Consider the following 16,093-nt stretch of genomic DNA (forward strand, 5'->3'; position numbering starts at 1 on the left):
TCACAGAACCGTACGTAAGGGCTATGTTGGTACGGTTTTAATAAATAACGCTTAAAAGATTTTTATTTCACCGTTAATGATCGCCCTTTACGGATACCACTTTGAGAAAGCGTACGAACTTTTTGTACATTAGTGGCTTTATTTTCATCATCATAAATAAGCCAATTGCCAAGGCTATTTTGATATTCGATAACAACCCCCGGATACGAGGTAAATGCATCTAAGCCGTCATTGTGTTGCTTTGCAGCTACGCTGGGTAAGCGATAAAAGCGTCCTGCTTGCTCTAGCTTTGCAAATTCTTTAAAGCCAACTAACGCCGCAAAACGCTGCCAATCAGCTGCTTTTTGTTGCTTAAGCGTTGTATTAAAATGGCCTGTATTTTGCTCATACTTAGCGCCTTGCCCATTATAAGCTAACTCCCATGGCGCTTTATGCCAAGCCCGCTCTGCAAGTGCTAATAAGCGTGGATATAACATGTACTCAGCTTGCCTGTCACTGCGAATGAGCTCTGACCACAAATGCCCTTGCAAACCAATAAAAGGTTTTGTACGCATCGTTTTACGATCATCACTACTGTAATGATGATTGTTTACCGAGCGCCAAATTTCAGCATGCGCAGGTAAATTATCAGGCATAAATGAGAACACTTTTTTGCTATCTATAGCACGACTCGCCCAGTGATTCCCGGGCTCTTGCGGGTGCGACTGATATGGAAAGTCAAAATAAGTGACATCCGGACTTGATAACACCACATCCCAACCTTGGTTAGCATGACGATGCGCAATGTCATGACCACCATCGCTCAGCGTTGCCCACGCATTTGACTGCACATTTGCTGGCATGCTCTTTAGCGTAACGTCGTTCATACCATCGCTCCATCCGGCCACTTTAAAGCCTTTTTTAGCAACTAGGCTACTCACTTTTTCAATAAAATAGCCATTAAATGAATGCAGCGCTGGTTGTTGGTTTTGCAAACGCCGACAGCTTGGAGAGTCAACCCAAGCACCGGCGGTTTCATCTGCGCCAATATGGTACGTTTTAAGAGGCACACCTGCTTGTACATGTAATGCGTTTACTGCATCGAGCACTTTATCGATAAATTGATAAGTCGAGTCTAAACACACATTTAAGGTGTTATCGTTATAATGCTGGATTGAGCTGTATTGCGTTTTATCACTAGGCTCTCGCAACCTGTATTGAGTGGCTTGTATATCTTTTCCTTGGGCAGTTAAACGCTTAAAACGCGCTTCCATTGCGACAATTGCCGCGCGCGAATGCCCAGGCATATCAAGTGATGGGATCACTTCAATAAAGTGCGCTTGAGCATATTTTAATATTTCAATATAGTCATTCTGGCTGTAGTAACCATTTACCGCTGATTGACTATCAAGTTCTGCGCCTAGCTGTGGTAACAAACAACGCTGTTCGGTTAAATCTAAGCAACGCTTGGCACCGACTTCCGTAAGCTCTGGTAAGTCGTTAATAGCCAATCGCCAACCTTCGTCATCCGCTAAATGTAAGTGTAATTTATTAAGCTTATAGGCGGCCATTTGCTCTATGGTGTTTAAAATAAATACTTTAGAACGAAAATTACGTGCTACATCAATGTGCATACCTCTAAATGCATAACGCGGCGCATCAGTAATGTTAAGTGCTGGGATGGTTAAATTATCAAGGCTGACTAACCCTGCGATGCTCTGCAACGCATAAAATATCCCTGCGTTGGTCTTTGCATTGATCGCTATTTGCTCATGTTGAATTTTTAACGTGTAAGCCTCTGGGTTATCAGCTGCTAAATCTAACTTGAGGGTAGTTTTAATCCCTTGGCTATGCTGCTTAATACCAAAACGTGCTAAGCGTGCTATCGCCGCTGTTAATTGTGCTTGATCAATATCATTCGCTAGTTGTAGATTTAGGCCTTGGCTTAAATCTACCGCCTCACCCGATAATAAAGTTAACGCGACCGGCTTGGGGATCAAACTCAGCGGTGCCTTACTTAATGTAGGTTGAGACTCGTTTTCATATAAATACTCAGCGTCCATCCATGGGGTCGCATCATCTTTACTTGTGTGTAGTTGTTCATAGGTCATAAATGGTGCTAGATAAGGTTGTAACTCTAGCTTAGTGTCGGGATCTATTGCGGTTTGAGTGCTGCTAATAACCCGGCTTGTTAAACCCGCGCTTGCCAACATGTAATTAGGCATAAACTCAGCGCGAGTAATTTGCGATTCTTGGCTATAAAACTCTATACTTATCGGCGTATTTTGTTTAAATCCGGCAAATGCCGAGGTGGGCTTTATTTGGTGTAAATCGCCATTGATATGCGTAATGGTAAACTGCGACGAGTCAGTGCTATAAATTGGCATTAGCTGACTAAAATAAATTGACCACTGTTGACTGTTTGCATCAAAAGGTGTGCTGAACGTCAAACGCGATAAGTAACACTGCTTTTGATGAGGTGCAGGGCAAGTATCGGGCTTTGCCGAAAGTAACTCATATTTTACCGATAGCTGCTCTGCGAGGGTATCTAATTCAGTCTGCGATGGTGCTTTAGCAAAAACTGCAGCCGAACATATGGCAAGCACCAATAATATAATTCTACGCATAGCTGGCTCCCACTGATTGCTCATAAGCCATGTCGTTTATAAATAACGCATGGCTACCAAGTAATGGCGCATCGTCGCCAAGCTCACTAATACGAATATCTAACGACTGCAAAATAATGGGGTTAACTAACTGAGCTAACTGAATATACAAACTAGGTAAAAAGCACGCTGATGATTGTGCAACCGAGCCACCAAGTACAATAACGTCAGGGTCAAACGCGAGTATCACATGGTTTATTGCATGAGCGAGATGCTTGCCAAACTCATCAAATAAATGTTGTGCGTGTGCGTCATTTGCCAATGCCTCTTGGTAAGCTTGCTTGCCCGTTGTCCCTTGATTAATAAAAAACTGCCCAGAGGTAAAGTGCTCAATAATCCCTTGTAAATAACTAAAACTGCCAAACTCTCCTGCGGCTGCGTGCTTACCCGTATATAATCGACCATTAAGCACCAGCCCGGCGCCAAATCCAGTGCCTAGGCAAATACCAATTAAATTGGTATCTGATTTAAAATTACCTTGAGTAAATTCTCCCATAGCAAAACAATTTGCATCATTATGCACCCGTACGGGCAGTTTAAAATGTGTACTTAATAGCTGCTTTAACTGCACATTTTTCCAATTGGGGATATTAACCGTTTCGATCACTTCGCCAGTTTCCATCAGCACCATGCTAGGTACACCTACGAAGATACCAATGCAAGTATTGTCAATCACTTGCTTGATGATTCGACATAAAAAGTCGTTTGTTTGCTGCTTACTTGCTGAGCCGTTCACATCAAAATAGCGTTTTTCTATTACGCCTGTTGCGGTTACTTTTGCGACCAGCGCTTTGGTGCCACCAAGGTCAACACATAATAAAGTTTGTGACATTACACCCTCTTTTGTCATTAGTTACTTTCAGCAAGCTTTACTGTCTGTGGATTACTTTTAAGCGTGTGATTAGCGACCAGTGGGTTAGCCCAAATACCGACACTAAAAATATAACCAAGCGGTATTAACAACAGTAATAGTGATATTTGTAAGCTACCTGTAAGCTCACTCACCGCACCAATAATAGGCGAGGCAAATGCACCGCCGACAATCCCAGTGCATAAAATGCCAGATACAGTGCCATGCCCTTTTGCAACTGAGTTTAATGCCAACGAAAATATCACCGACCACATAATTGATAAGAAAAACCCCACCGCAGGAAACGCCCATAATGCCAGCTCAGTATGTGCAAATAATGCGGTAAATAGACTAACCACCGCACCAACGCTAAAAGTAAGTAATACATGTTTAGCATCAAAGAGTTTTAACAATACGATGCCCAATAAGCAGCCTAATGTCAGTGATAACCAAAACTGACTCACTATCTGTGCTCCGCCTGTATTTGGGTCAAGTTGGTGATAGGTTTGTAAAAATACTGAAATTGAATTAGCCACTCCTTGCTCAAGCGCCACATAAGCCACGATAGCAAAAAAGAACTTGATCACGGTGGGGTCTTTAAATAATTGTAAGCTTTGTTTGATACTGCCTTGTTGCGGATTTTCTACTTGGGTGTTTTGTTTTATGGGTAACACGCTAATAACCACCAACATCACTGTGCATAACAGTGCAAATAATAAATACATACTTAGCCAAGTCATATCGGCGGGTACTAATTGCAATAACCAGTTTTGGCTCTGTGCTTGTGAATCTGCTTTAACAAGCGCGCTATATACCAGCGGTGATAAGGTCGCTGCACCACCAAACATTAACTGGGCTGCGACCGAAAAAACCGCAAAATGTTTAGAGCCACCACTGGCTCGAAGTAACGGATTAATTGCCACTTGCAATAGAGCCATGGCGGTACCGATCAAAAATAATGCTGACATTGCAACAGCAAAAATCGGCAAGCTAACAAATAACACACTGCCAAATAATGCCAGTGAGAATGCTATGAGCATGACCTTTTTTTCACCTAAGCTTTGCACCAACAATCCTGCAGGGATCGACATCACTCCATACGCGATAAAAAATGCAAATGGGAAAAAACCAGCAAGGGTTAAGCCTATATTATAGCTTTGGATCAGAGCCGGAAATATCGGCGCTAATAAGTTCGTTATAAATGAAATAACAAAAAAGGTAACCAGTACCAATAGCACTATCAAATAATTTCTTTTCATAATTGTTCTACCTGAAAGTCTCATTCTAAAAATAATTAGCTAAGTCTGCCATCATAAAATGAGTTATGCGGCACTACTCTACGGCTTGTTGGTACTTTTCAACTCACTTTAGCTGAGGGGTTTTCACCGAGCAAGCAATACCAATTGGCTCTAAAATTACTAATTTATTAATTGTTGCCATAACTAAAAAGGCCGCCAAGTGGCGGCCTATCTCCATTAGAATTTATAACTTACACCAAGGTAATAACGTGAACCAAACTCGATAGTATTTTGCGTTAAAGCAAAGTTAGTATCGTACGATTGCACCACTTCGTTGGTTAAGTTAACGCCTTCAAGGCTAACATCTAAGTTTTCCATGGCATGCCAGATGATTGACGCATCAATTTGTTGATAGTTATCGTTTTTAACTGCTTGGGCTGCACCAACACCAATCCATTCACTGCGCCAGTTATATGCTAAACGAGTGCTGATAATATCGTTCTCAAAGAACACTGATGCATTAAAACTGTTTTCAGAAACACCTGGTACCATTTCTTTTGAGCCATCTGGCGTGGTTGTTTCACTGTCTACGTACGTATAGTTAGTCACCACCCCAAAACCGTTAGCAAAGCTATGCTGTAGTTGCAGTTCAATACCATTTACAGAGCCTTCGCCGTTACTACGAGGACGAGTAACACGGCATTGTTCATATAGATCTGGACTGGCGCCACAGCCATCTACAAATTCAACCGCTTCAGTCGAAAAGACAACGTTATCAATTTGTTTGCTGAAAAATCCTGCTGATGCCATAGAAGCGCTTGTAAAGTAATACTCTATAGCAATATCGCCCTGGTTAGCTTCATAGGGTTTTAGATCAGGATTTCCCCCTGTGGCGCTACCAAAATTGGCATTAATTGCTAAGCCAGGTTTTAAATCACTGTAGTTTGCGCGAGACATAACTTGTGATGCTGCCGCACGAATAATAATGTCATCCGATAAATCATAAGCAAAGTTTACGCTAGGGAGTAAGTTATTATAATCGACCGTCTCTTTGAAAACCGCGCCGTCGGCGTAGCCGTTCGATGTTTGCTCAGTCTCAACGTAACGTAATCCAATATTACCTCGGTAGTTTTCGCCACTAAAATCAGCCTTCGCGTAAATGGCGATCATATCTTCATCCACTGAAAAAGTATTACCTAAGTTAGCGACTTCGGTCAGTTCGCCAGCTGCATATTTACCGCTGATGAAATCCCACCATTTATCTGTATCAAGTGAGGCATATGCATCAAGCGTATGACCAGAGCTTTGTGAATGCAGCCCAGTTAATACGCCATCACTCCAATTTGATAAATTACCATCGGGAACAAAACCAAGTACTTCGTCTGGATTACGGTTAAATGCAATACGCGAAAATTCACTACTATTAAATTTAATGCCGGTCTTGATTGCAGTAAAGAAATTACCATCTAACTCAAATTTAACATCAGCTTGAGCATAACTCACATCATGCTCTTGCACTGTGGTATCAAAATTTGCTTCTTGCGCATGTTTAAATTGCGTTGCATCGGTAGCATCTAGCGAAGTTAGCCAAACTTGATAAGAACCCGTGGCATCATAAGTAAAACCACCATCAGTGCTGTTTTGTCCATTAGGAAATGCAGGATCACCTATTTTACCTCCTTCATCTGAGGCTGGGATCCACCATGAAGATGCGCCAAATTGCGTGCCGCCATCTGATGTTGATTTACCAATTACACCACTGAGTTCAAAGCCATCACCTTGAAACTTACCAGTTAGGTTTAGTACATCAGCTTTCATATTAACGGCATTACGCACCACTGGATTATAAATAATAGAAGCATATGCAGGTAATATAGTTGCTTGCTCGGTACCGCCTAATGCATTGTTGGTTACATTAGTAGAACCCGCACCACGGGCGCCAACCGTCAGAAAGTTATGGTTTACATGCGGGTTATCAAATTCAAAACGAAAATAATCAAGCACAAACTCCATATTATCGGTTGGTGCAAACTGCGCGGTTAATTGCGCGCTGGTCCGCTCACGCTCAGACTTAAATGCTTGCGAACCTAAACTCCATGCACCGACTGTCGATTCTTGTCCTGTTGCTTGGTTTTCTGCAAAGTACTCATAGTAGCCGCCAATAGACTCAAGTACATGGCGCCCTGAAGTTAATTGTTCATAAAAGTACGCAGCTAAAATACCAAATTTTTCATCTTCATTTTTCCAACTAGCAAGAATTGATGCACCTGGGTCAGTCTCATCATACAATGAACTTTGTGCCAACTCCGCAGAGAGCAGTAGCGTATTTGCATCTAACTCCAGAGGTTTACGAGTCGTTAAGTTAACGGTCCCTCCCAGTGCACCTTCTTCGATATCTGCTTCCGGTGTTTTATACACTTGCACACCCGACACTTGCTCTGCTGATAACAATTCCATATTAAAAGTACGTGTCGCTGGGCCTAAGTCGTACCATGAGGTGCTTGCTACTGTTTGACCATTGAGTAATATTCTTGATTGCTCTGGTGCAGTACCACGAATAGTTACGCCATTTACCTCACCATATTGGCGGTCAACCGTCACTCCTGAAATACGTTGTAGTGCATCACCAATGTTTTTATCCGGAAATTTACCAATATCTTCTGCGGTAATGGCATCTACCACTGCATCTGCAAAACGCTTAGTGTTCATTGACGCTTCTAAAGAGCGACGAATGCCACGCACTTCAATGGTTTCTATATCACTGTCTGCTTGAGTTTGAGCTGCAGCTAATGCCATTGGACTGACATATAGTGCTGAGATACATATCGCCAATGTCGATAATTTAAGCGATGCTTTGTTGATGTTTTTCATTCCTAGTCCCCTATTTATTGTTATTGAAAGCGTTACTAGGGTATCGCGCCGCATTCGTGTTAAGCAGTACAATTGACACCTTATCCGGTACTTTCCTATCAAAGGAATGTTAATTTTGATGGCAAAATGTTCAATGTCCTGTTAGCAAAGAATCGCGTGCAATAGATTAATACTAAAAGTGAATTGAAAAGTATTACTTAGACTGCTAAATATTGTTCAATATAGGAACTAAAATAAATAAGGAGATCGTCATGCGGGCAATGTGTGAAAAAGTCATTCCTAATACCAATTCATCGTGGCGCTATTGTAAATATATGCTTGATTACATTCCATTTAATTGGCATTACCATCCAGACTTTGAGATTTGCCTTACTTTAAACAGTCAAGGGGTATGCCATATTGGCGATTATATTGCCCCTTATGGCGAACTTGATTTAGTGATCCTTGGTGCTGATTTACCCCATACTTGGCAATCGTCACCGAATATAAATAACAGCGTACAAGTTGTTCACGTTGCACAAATTCCAGAAAAATGGCTTAGTCAGCAAATTACTAGTCACCCTGAATTTGCCATACTTGAAGAGTTATTAATCGCTGCGCGACAAGGCCTTAAATTCTCGACTAAAACAGCGATGATAGCGAAATCATATTTTGAAAAAATCGAGGTCAGTAACCCTTTTGAGCAATATTTAGGTTTATTTAAATTACTGTATTTAATGAGCCAAGAAGCAGTCCCTCAGCAGCTTTCTAGCGCGAGTTTTTGCTACACTAATAAAACTGATCCCGCAAAAGATAAATTTGATAAAGTGATTGATTATATTTATCGCCATTACACTGAGGGCTTAAGCGCAGAACAATTAGCTAACATGGCGCATATGAGCACTAACCACTTTCACCGCTTTTTTAAAAAGCGTATGGAACGCACTTTAACAGAATTTATTAACCAGTTAAGAATTGGTCAAGCTTGTAAGCTATTGATCAATACTAACCGCGCTATTACGGCTATCAGCGATCAATGTGGGTTTAAAAATACCTCTAACTTTAATCGCCGCTTTTTAACACTAAAAGGGACAACACCAAGCCAATTTAGAAAACGCTTAAAACAAAAATCATTAGTGTAAAAGAGTAAAAAGGTAGGGCACCCTACCTTTTATACATACCGTTATTTTTCAAGTAACCACAATGCAGGCGTGTTGGAAGGCTGCCAATTACTTTGGGAATAATGTGCTTGTAACACAGAATAAATTTTATCTTGATAACTTACAAAATTAGTAGCTTCGTATTGCCTGTTTTGTTGCCATTGAGGCGCATAATTATCAAGTGTATCAAATCGATAACCTTCTGCTTTTGCGTGCTCAACAAAGCTTTTAATTTTGGGCAAGTTAATCGTCGCACCTTGCCCGCGCGGACCATCTTCAAACAAAAAGTCATGGGTGAGTATCACTACTTTATTCGCTGCTAATCCATCGCCGCAATCTAAGTTTTGCGTGCGGCTATTGACAGGTTCCATTGTTTTGCCAGGGCAAGTATTGACGATTTGATTAATGCTTTCGACCATTTGAATACCATCTGCCATTGTTTCTGCAGGGTAATCAACGCCCCAGTTCACTGGGCCCCAATCAAAATCCCAACCATAAACCTTATAGTCGTCGCTTGCTAATTTATCAGATATTTTTACTGCAACTTGTGAGCTCTTGGTAGAAACCTGCGGATCACAAGAAAAAGCTGGATCCCAAGGTGGTAAATTATCAGATGTTGCGCATAAACCATCACCTTTAAAAGTTTTCGTCACACGCCACGCATTGGTATACGGCAAGCGTGCCATTGTTCTCATTTTAAAGTTTGGGAAGCTTTCTGCATTAGGTAATAACGCCAAGACCTTTTGAGTATTAAGCTCAAAGTAATCATAATCGGTGCTTACATCTTGGTAGGATTTAACTGGCCATAAACCAACTTCGTTACAATAAACAGCACCAGAGCGCTCTCCATCCGTGCAATTATGCAACATATGGTCATAACTATGGTTAGCTAAAAGGTGACCGCTATTTAAAAGCTTAGCTAATGCTAATTGTGAGTGTTGTTCATTTTCATCGCCTTCACCATACATGTGAAAAGCATTGATAAAAAATGTTGCTTTTATTTGTGCCTCATCTAAAGCATCAATTAGCCCTGAGGTGGCATTAATCGGGCCATCATCAAACGTTAAATAGATAACCTTGTCGTCATCTGCAAAGCTGTAAGTTGAGCATAAACTTGCACACAATAGCGTCATTGCCGTTTTATTTTTCATTTTGTTCTCCATTAATTAACACCTAATCAATATTACATACTATTTAGCCATCAACTGATACGAGGCAATGCAATTTAGGTATTTATCAAACAATTGAGTGTGTATTGGCATCGGGCAGCGGTAAAAACGCCAGTGGTCCAGTAGGTAAAAATACTTGTCGCGCAGTAATATTATGTGGCTCGGTGGTTTTTACCGTCGCAACGATGGCGTTATGATCATAATCTTTAAACGCAATGGGCAAATTAAACTGTTTCCGAGTCGCTGAATTTGCACCATCGGCTGCCACTAATAATTTGGCTATAACTGGCTCACCAGAGTCTAAGGTTATAAAGACGTCATTGTCACTTTGGTGTATTTGTTGATAGTGCGTAGCAAACATAAGCGTTGCTTGGCTGTGTTGTTCTAATTCATTGATCAGTGGGCAGATTCAACTCCGAAATACATCTACCGCATTAGCATTATTATTCAATTGCATGTTGCCCAGCATTTTTACCTCTCCTGAGTAGTTACACTTTTTTTTAAACTATAACGCACTGTTTTATAGTCAACTTTATTCATTATGGGGCTATCAAAGAAAAATGCTTGGGTATGTAAGGAAAACGAGATGATGCTATACCTAAGCCTCCTCAATATGCAGAATTTTACCTTTAGTTGAGTGTATTTTACCTATTCTCACTTTAATCTAAAGCCGCATCACCCGATACGGCTTTATTATTTTATCGAGGCTAGTTATGGTTTCCCATATATACCCCTTTATATTTTAACTTTCTGGGGTCAATATCCCGGCTGCGCTTTGTGATTCACTGGCTTTAAGCTCCCCCTTGAAAAACCAAGGCGCGAATAAAGTAATGACAAATAACGTGATCATACCGCTAATAAGCAGTGATAACCCCACTAATGTACCAAGATCAATCAATGCTTTGTGCTGAGAAAACAACAAAGCAATAAATCCAATACTGAACACCATGACATTAGCTATAATCGCCCTGCCACTTATCCTCATTGCGTTTAATAAGGCGTGGTTAATACTGTGACCATTTTGTATTTCATGTTGAATTCTCAGAATGTAATGCACGGAGTAATCGACAATGCCAAGTACTAAAAATGAAATAATGGCAGTCCCGATGTTTAGCTCAATGTTTAATAGCGTCATCAATGCAAAGTAAATCATCACTGTAGATAATAAAGGCAAGGTGCCCGCTAAACCGAGACGAATCGATTTAAACCATGTGATCATGACAAGCAATACAGTTAATAATGCGATAGAAGCGCTCACAGTTTGACTTTTCACTAACGCATCTAACACAGCAGTCCATATTATTGGCGAACCTGCGTGTGTAATTATCACTCCTTCTGGTTTGTTTTTTTCAATCCACGGTAATGTGTGATCTAAAAAAGATTGATAGTCATTTGCCACCGTTGTTCCCAGTGTGTAAAGCAACACGGTTTTAGAAAAGTCTTCATTTAGTACATTTGTGACATCAGAACCGCCACTATTTTCAAACATTAAAATAGACTGCCTGATAATATCACTGCCGGCAATTTCAATCTCATAAGTTTGCTTTGTATCTTCATCGATTTCAGTAAAGCGCTCAACTTCATTAGGTAAACGATTGTACTGAGGATCAAAGTCATTCAATGTGTAATTAATACGCCTTACATAGCGCGCCAAAGAATAGCTGTAATTCACTGTGCTGTGCTGATGAATGTGTTGCTCTAATTGGTCAATAAAATGTGCAACTTCAAGAGTCAATGCACCATTTTTTATGCCTGTATCTAGTTCAATCCAACCAGGACTGGTACCCGCTATGTGATTATTTATAAAATCATCGGAGATCCTAAAATGACTTTGCTCTGGAAAATAACCCGATCCCATATCATCAACACGGACTTGCGATGCCAAAAAGCCTGAGCTAACAAAAAGCCCAATAAAAACAACTGTAAACACTTTTCGATTAGCCATAACAGGTGTTAACGTGCGCACAAGTAAGCGACTAATAAAATATTTTTCACTCACATCGCCACTACTTTGTGTTGTTTGTGGCGTCACTATGATGTCTTTATTGGGGAACAGAGCGAGTAATGCAGGGATCAATAACAGAGAAATAATCAACGCAACAAACATACCAAACGATATAAACAAACCAAAATTTCGCAAGCTTTCAATGCTGGATGACGTTGACATCGTAAAGGTCAAGCAGGTTGTTATTGTAGTTAGTACAACTGGCGACACCATTAAGATCATCGCTTTGCGAATAGCCACTAAGCGAGATTTATTGATTTTCTTCTGATGGTAATACTCAGCCATAACGTGTATCGCATCAGATAAGCAGATGGTTAATAAAAATACCGGCAATATAGCGGTGATCACATCTAATGGCGCATTTACAATAGCCATCATGCCCATTGTCCACACTGTACACATCACAACGTTGATCAATGGGATAACAACACCTAAAATGGTCTTGAAAAATACCGCTAAAATCACCGTAATTAATAAAATAACGATCGGCAGTAAGGTCGCGAAGTCGTGATCTATCACTTGCTTTTGTGCAGCAAAAAATACCGGAACTCCACTGATATAAATATCATCTTTAAGTTCAGGATGAGCCTCTTGGTAATCACTAACGAGCTGTTTAAACGCCTCATATGCACGCACTTGCCCAATAGCATCATCTTCTAAAATACTTAACTCAACAACAATAAGTGCAACTTTTCCATCCGGTGAAATTGGACCATACTCAATGAGCTCGTTATCTTGGACTGCATTTTTAACAAACTCGATATCTTGATTGCGCTGATTCACCGTTTCTTGCGCAAACATAGTACCATGTTCATCTAAAAAGACATTTTCAGTTGATGACAAACCCGCCATTTCTCTAACTGGATCAAGGCGTTCAGCAAAAACGCGTAAATTACGTTGCTGCTTGTCTGTTAATTGCAAAGTAGCTGATTGACTAACAAGTTCACGGGCAAGTAAACCGTCATTTGGGGTCATGCCATCCGCCAAAATCGCATCAACACTAGTTATTAATTGACGATTTTCTGGATAGGCGGCTTGCAATTCTTTAAGCATTTGTGCATCGCTTTGATCAACATAGTTCATTCTTTCAGCTGCGCGTGATAGATCAAAAATAGCGTTAATCGAAGCTTGGTTGAAAACTGTATTGTCATTATGCAGAGCGATCATTACAGAGTCGTATGTACCCGTAAACTCTTCTCTTAAGTCAAAAATAGTACTGCGAGCAGGGTGATCCTGCGGTAAAAAATAGGGGTTGTTATCTTCACTCAAATTAGCAGAAGCAACCAGAAAATAAGCTGTAATTAGTACTAGCAAGGCTAATATTGATTTTGGGTACTTAAACACAAAATCTAGATATTTTTCTAACATGTCAATTCCTTATTCTAATTCAGAAATTTTAGTTAACTCTGCAACATCGCTGTCTTTTATGCCTCGTTTAAGTTTCGACTTTCTGAAAATGGCGTCTTCAATACCTTGGTCATAAAGCGTCTCATGAAACAAAAAAGTGCTTTTTTTATTTTCAATAAAATTTGTCATAGTTGATGCCGTAATCGTCCAGATATCTTGAATTTTATCAACTTTATCAATATCGAGTTGTTTGAATAAAATACCTTTTGCATCAAAATATTGCTGTTTCAAAATTAACTTTCTGTCTTTATCAACCCAAGTTACTAATTTGTAGTATCCCGACTTATTAATCACATCTTGTGATTTTGGAGTACGTTCAATGACATGTGTCGCAACGCCATTTACGCTTTCGCTTTTTACAATTTTTGAGTCAAAATCAGTGACGCGCAATTTATCTAAATCGTAATATGAATATTCGCTGCCCATAAAAGCGCCACGTTTATCCGTCGCAGAAATACGCCTTACTTTTCTAAAGGCCGGAAGGTACATCCACTGCTCGTCTTCCTGCGCCGTACCTTCATCAAAGCTGCGCATCAAAAAACTAATATCTCGCACATCAGCAGGAGCTTTAATGGCCAATACCATGACTTCGTCTTGCTCTATATCTTTTTGCAACATATAAAACTGTCGCTGATTAAGCAGACTGTCATCACTTAGCGTTTTCAAAGTCACCGTGGACAAGTAATCTTTACCGTCATCGCGATCACGCACCTGTTGTAAAATGTTATTCGCGTCATTAACCGAAGCATCTGCAAATACACTTAACAAAATGCCTGCTGAGGCCAAAATATGTGTTAATTTCATTTTTTCTCCTTAAAAATAATATGTTGCAGCAAGCCAAATGCGATCACGCTGCTGCTGTGCACCTAAATAATTCGCTTGCTCACCGTCGATGAGATCCAGATTCAGCTTTAATAACCAAGCTTGATTGGGCTTGTAAGTTAGTTTTAGCTGGGATAAAAGCCCACCACCTTGGTTATCGACGTAACTGAATGCCGCGCGTAAGTAAATTTGATTAGCAAAGAAACCCCGCTCTGCTGAGGCTGTGTAAATTGGTGCAGATTCAGGGATCATATACGTGGATTGCCAACCATTGAGCAATTGATTGGTATACTGAACTGTTGTAGTCCAATCTTTGTAGCGATAATCCAAGCCCACTAATGCTTCTAACTTGTTGACGTCTTTGTGCTGTAACGCACTATCGTTAACGGTGTAATTATCAAAGTAAGCAAACTCAGTCCGAAGCACGAAGGCATCTATGGGCTTGCTCAAACTAGTTCCTAGCATTGAAAACTTTTCATAGACATAGTCAGGCCGTTCACTAATTGTTGCATTCAATACGGGATCATCTTGATAACCGTGAAATGCGTACAAGCTGATATCTGTGTCATAAACAAACATGTTATAACGCAAACCTAGTTCGTACTTCCCCCACTCACTGTTTTCACTATTGGGGTAATAGTTATTGCCAAACTCTGCACCCGAGGCTGGGTATTCGTTACTGCGCTGTTCAATAGTGGTAATAAAGTTTAACGTATCACCGCTGTCGTACTCATAATCCACTTTTAACATTGGCACAGCCACGCGATAATCGTCGATATCAAACAGCATAAAACTCTTAAAATCCAAAGGATTAATAACATCAACAATACGTAAGTCGTCGGCTTCCCCCCACACCACCTTTTGATAACCAAATGACCAAAAGCTCAGGCCAAATTCCCCTGAAATATATGCTTCTTCGATAATTGCTCGTGATCCATATTGATCTTCGGCTGCGATGCTAAAATGGTTATTATCACTGTAAACAAAGTCATGCTCTAACCTGCCATCAAAGGTAAAGCTCAACTGCTCAATGCTGTATTCAAGTTTTGTCCCAACCGCAACTCTTTGCTCGGTAGCATAATTTTCTGCAATGTTGTAACCAAAGCTACTTGTTAGATTAGGTTGAACATACAAATTGGCGTAGCTACTGCTACTTACACTGCACACAGCAATCAATACTAACCTCCGCATGAGCTGCCACCGTCAATAATTAATGATTGCGCTGTGATCATTCGAGCTTGTTGTGAACATAAAAAATACGCACTATTAGCAACATCACTACTTTGCACATAAGCGCGCATAGGGATGCGTTTTTTTGCTTTTCGCATTACTTGATCAAGCGTTGAACCAACCATGTCAGCTTGCTTTTGCAACTCTTTACGAAGCAAAGGTGTATCAACGTAGCACGGTAAAATAGCATTTACTCGAATACCATGACGTGCCCAATCCATTGCAAGCCCTTTCATCATACCCAGTTGCGCATGCTTTGAGCTGCAATATGCCGTATTGCGATGATTACCCATCTTGCCCAAAATTGAGGACATAAACAGTACAGCACTGCCTTTATTAAGCTTAGCCTCACATTGCGCTATAATTGATTGGCAGCTATTTACATTTACATCCATCACTCGCATGAAGGTTTCTCGTTCACTAATGTCATTTTCATCAGCCACGCCATGACTGAGCACTAAAGCTTCTAATTGAGTTAAAGGTTCTAGCGCACTGGCCAACTTCGAGAAATACACTTGGCCGGTCAAATCTGCTGCAATAGCAATAAAAATGATATCGTCATCTGCATAACGCAATTGCATTTCATTTAAGCTAGCTTCATCTCGATCAAGAGCAATAATGTAGCGGCATCCTTGTTCAATAAATTTTTCAACACAAGCCGCGCCTATACCGTTTGCTGCGCCACTTATTAAAACTGAATTAATTGCTTTTTCCATT

The 16,093-nt window shown here is 40.5% G+C and carries 10 protein-coding genes and 1 pseudogene; 1 reads left to right on the plus strand and 10 read right to left on the minus strand.

The window, feature by feature from the left end; all coding sequences use genetic code 11:
* Positions 1-62 precede the first annotated feature (62 nt).
* The 4 genes from AC6H44_RS10900 to AC6H44_RS10915 all read right to left on the minus strand — a co-directional run bounded on the left by AC6H44_RS10900 (position 63) and on the right by AC6H44_RS10915 (position 7,604).
* Positions 63-2,606, minus strand: coding sequence for a family 20 glycosylhydrolase (locus AC6H44_RS10900; RefSeq protein ID WP_500735455.1), 2,544 nt, complete (start codon positions 2,604-2,606; stop codon positions 63-65).
* Complete coding sequence (locus tag AC6H44_RS10905) at positions 2,599-3,477, minus strand: ROK family protein (RefSeq protein ID WP_500735456.1); 879 nt, start codon at positions 3,475-3,477, stop codon at positions 2,599-2,601. Before AC6H44_RS10905 ends, AC6H44_RS10900 begins: the two co-directional genes overlap by 8 nt.
* 17 nt (positions 3,478-3,494) lie before the next feature.
* A complete protein-coding gene (locus AC6H44_RS10910) occupies positions 3,495-4,754 on the minus strand; it encodes an MFS transporter (RefSeq protein WP_500735457.1) in 1,260 nt (419 codons plus the stop codon).
* Positions 4,755-4,970: 216 nt separating this feature from the next.
* Positions 4,971-7,604 carry a TonB-dependent receptor gene (locus AC6H44_RS10915; protein WP_500735459.1) on the minus strand — a complete coding sequence of 878 codons (2,634 nt, stop codon included), beginning with the start codon at positions 7,602-7,604 and terminating at the stop codon, positions 4,971-4,973.
* A 251-nt stretch (positions 7,605-7,855) separates the two neighbouring features.
* On the opposite strand from AC6H44_RS10915, the gene AC6H44_RS10920 reads away from it, so the two are divergent.
* On the plus strand, positions 7,856-8,725 hold the full coding sequence (locus tag AC6H44_RS10920) for an AraC family transcriptional regulator (protein WP_500735460.1): 870 nt from the start codon (positions 7,856-7,858) through the stop codon (positions 8,723-8,725).
* Positions 8,726-8,766: 41 nt separating this feature from the next.
* On the opposite strand, the gene AC6H44_RS10925 is transcribed toward AC6H44_RS10920, so the two are convergent.
* The 6 genes and pseudogenes from AC6H44_RS10925 to AC6H44_RS10950 form a co-directional block, all read right to left on the minus strand.
* Positions 8,767-9,894 (minus strand): polysaccharide deacetylase family protein, encoded by a 1,128-nt coding sequence (locus tag AC6H44_RS10925; RefSeq protein ID WP_500735462.1) that lies wholly within the window; start codon positions 9,892-9,894, stop codon positions 8,767-8,769.
* An 88-nt stretch (positions 9,895-9,982) separates the two neighbouring features.
* Positions 9,983-10,312 (minus strand): annotated as a pseudogene (locus AC6H44_RS10930) (FAD-dependent monooxygenase); the annotation flags it as partial.
* Between the two features lie 342 nt (positions 10,313-10,654).
* A complete protein-coding gene (locus AC6H44_RS10935; RefSeq protein ID WP_500735464.1) occupies positions 10,655-13,285 on the minus strand; it encodes an efflux RND transporter permease subunit in 2,631 nt (876 codons plus the stop codon).
* 9 nt (positions 13,286-13,294) lie between these two features.
* Positions 13,295-14,128, minus strand: coding sequence for an outer membrane lipoprotein-sorting protein (locus AC6H44_RS10940; protein WP_500735465.1), 834 nt, complete (start codon positions 14,126-14,128; stop codon positions 13,295-13,297).
* Between the two features lie 9 nt (positions 14,129-14,137).
* Positions 14,138-15,337, minus strand: coding sequence for a DUF1302 domain-containing protein (locus tag AC6H44_RS10945; protein ID WP_500735466.1), 1,200 nt, complete (start codon positions 15,335-15,337; stop codon positions 14,138-14,140).
* Entirely contained in the window at positions 15,325-16,092 is a 768-nt protein-coding gene (locus tag AC6H44_RS10950) for an SDR family NAD(P)-dependent oxidoreductase (RefSeq protein ID WP_500735468.1), read from the minus strand. Before AC6H44_RS10950 ends, AC6H44_RS10945 begins: the two co-directional genes overlap by 13 nt.
* Position 16,093 lies beyond the last annotated feature (1 nt).

It is taken from the genome of Pseudoalteromonas sp. TAP-3C (assembly GCF_059888565.1).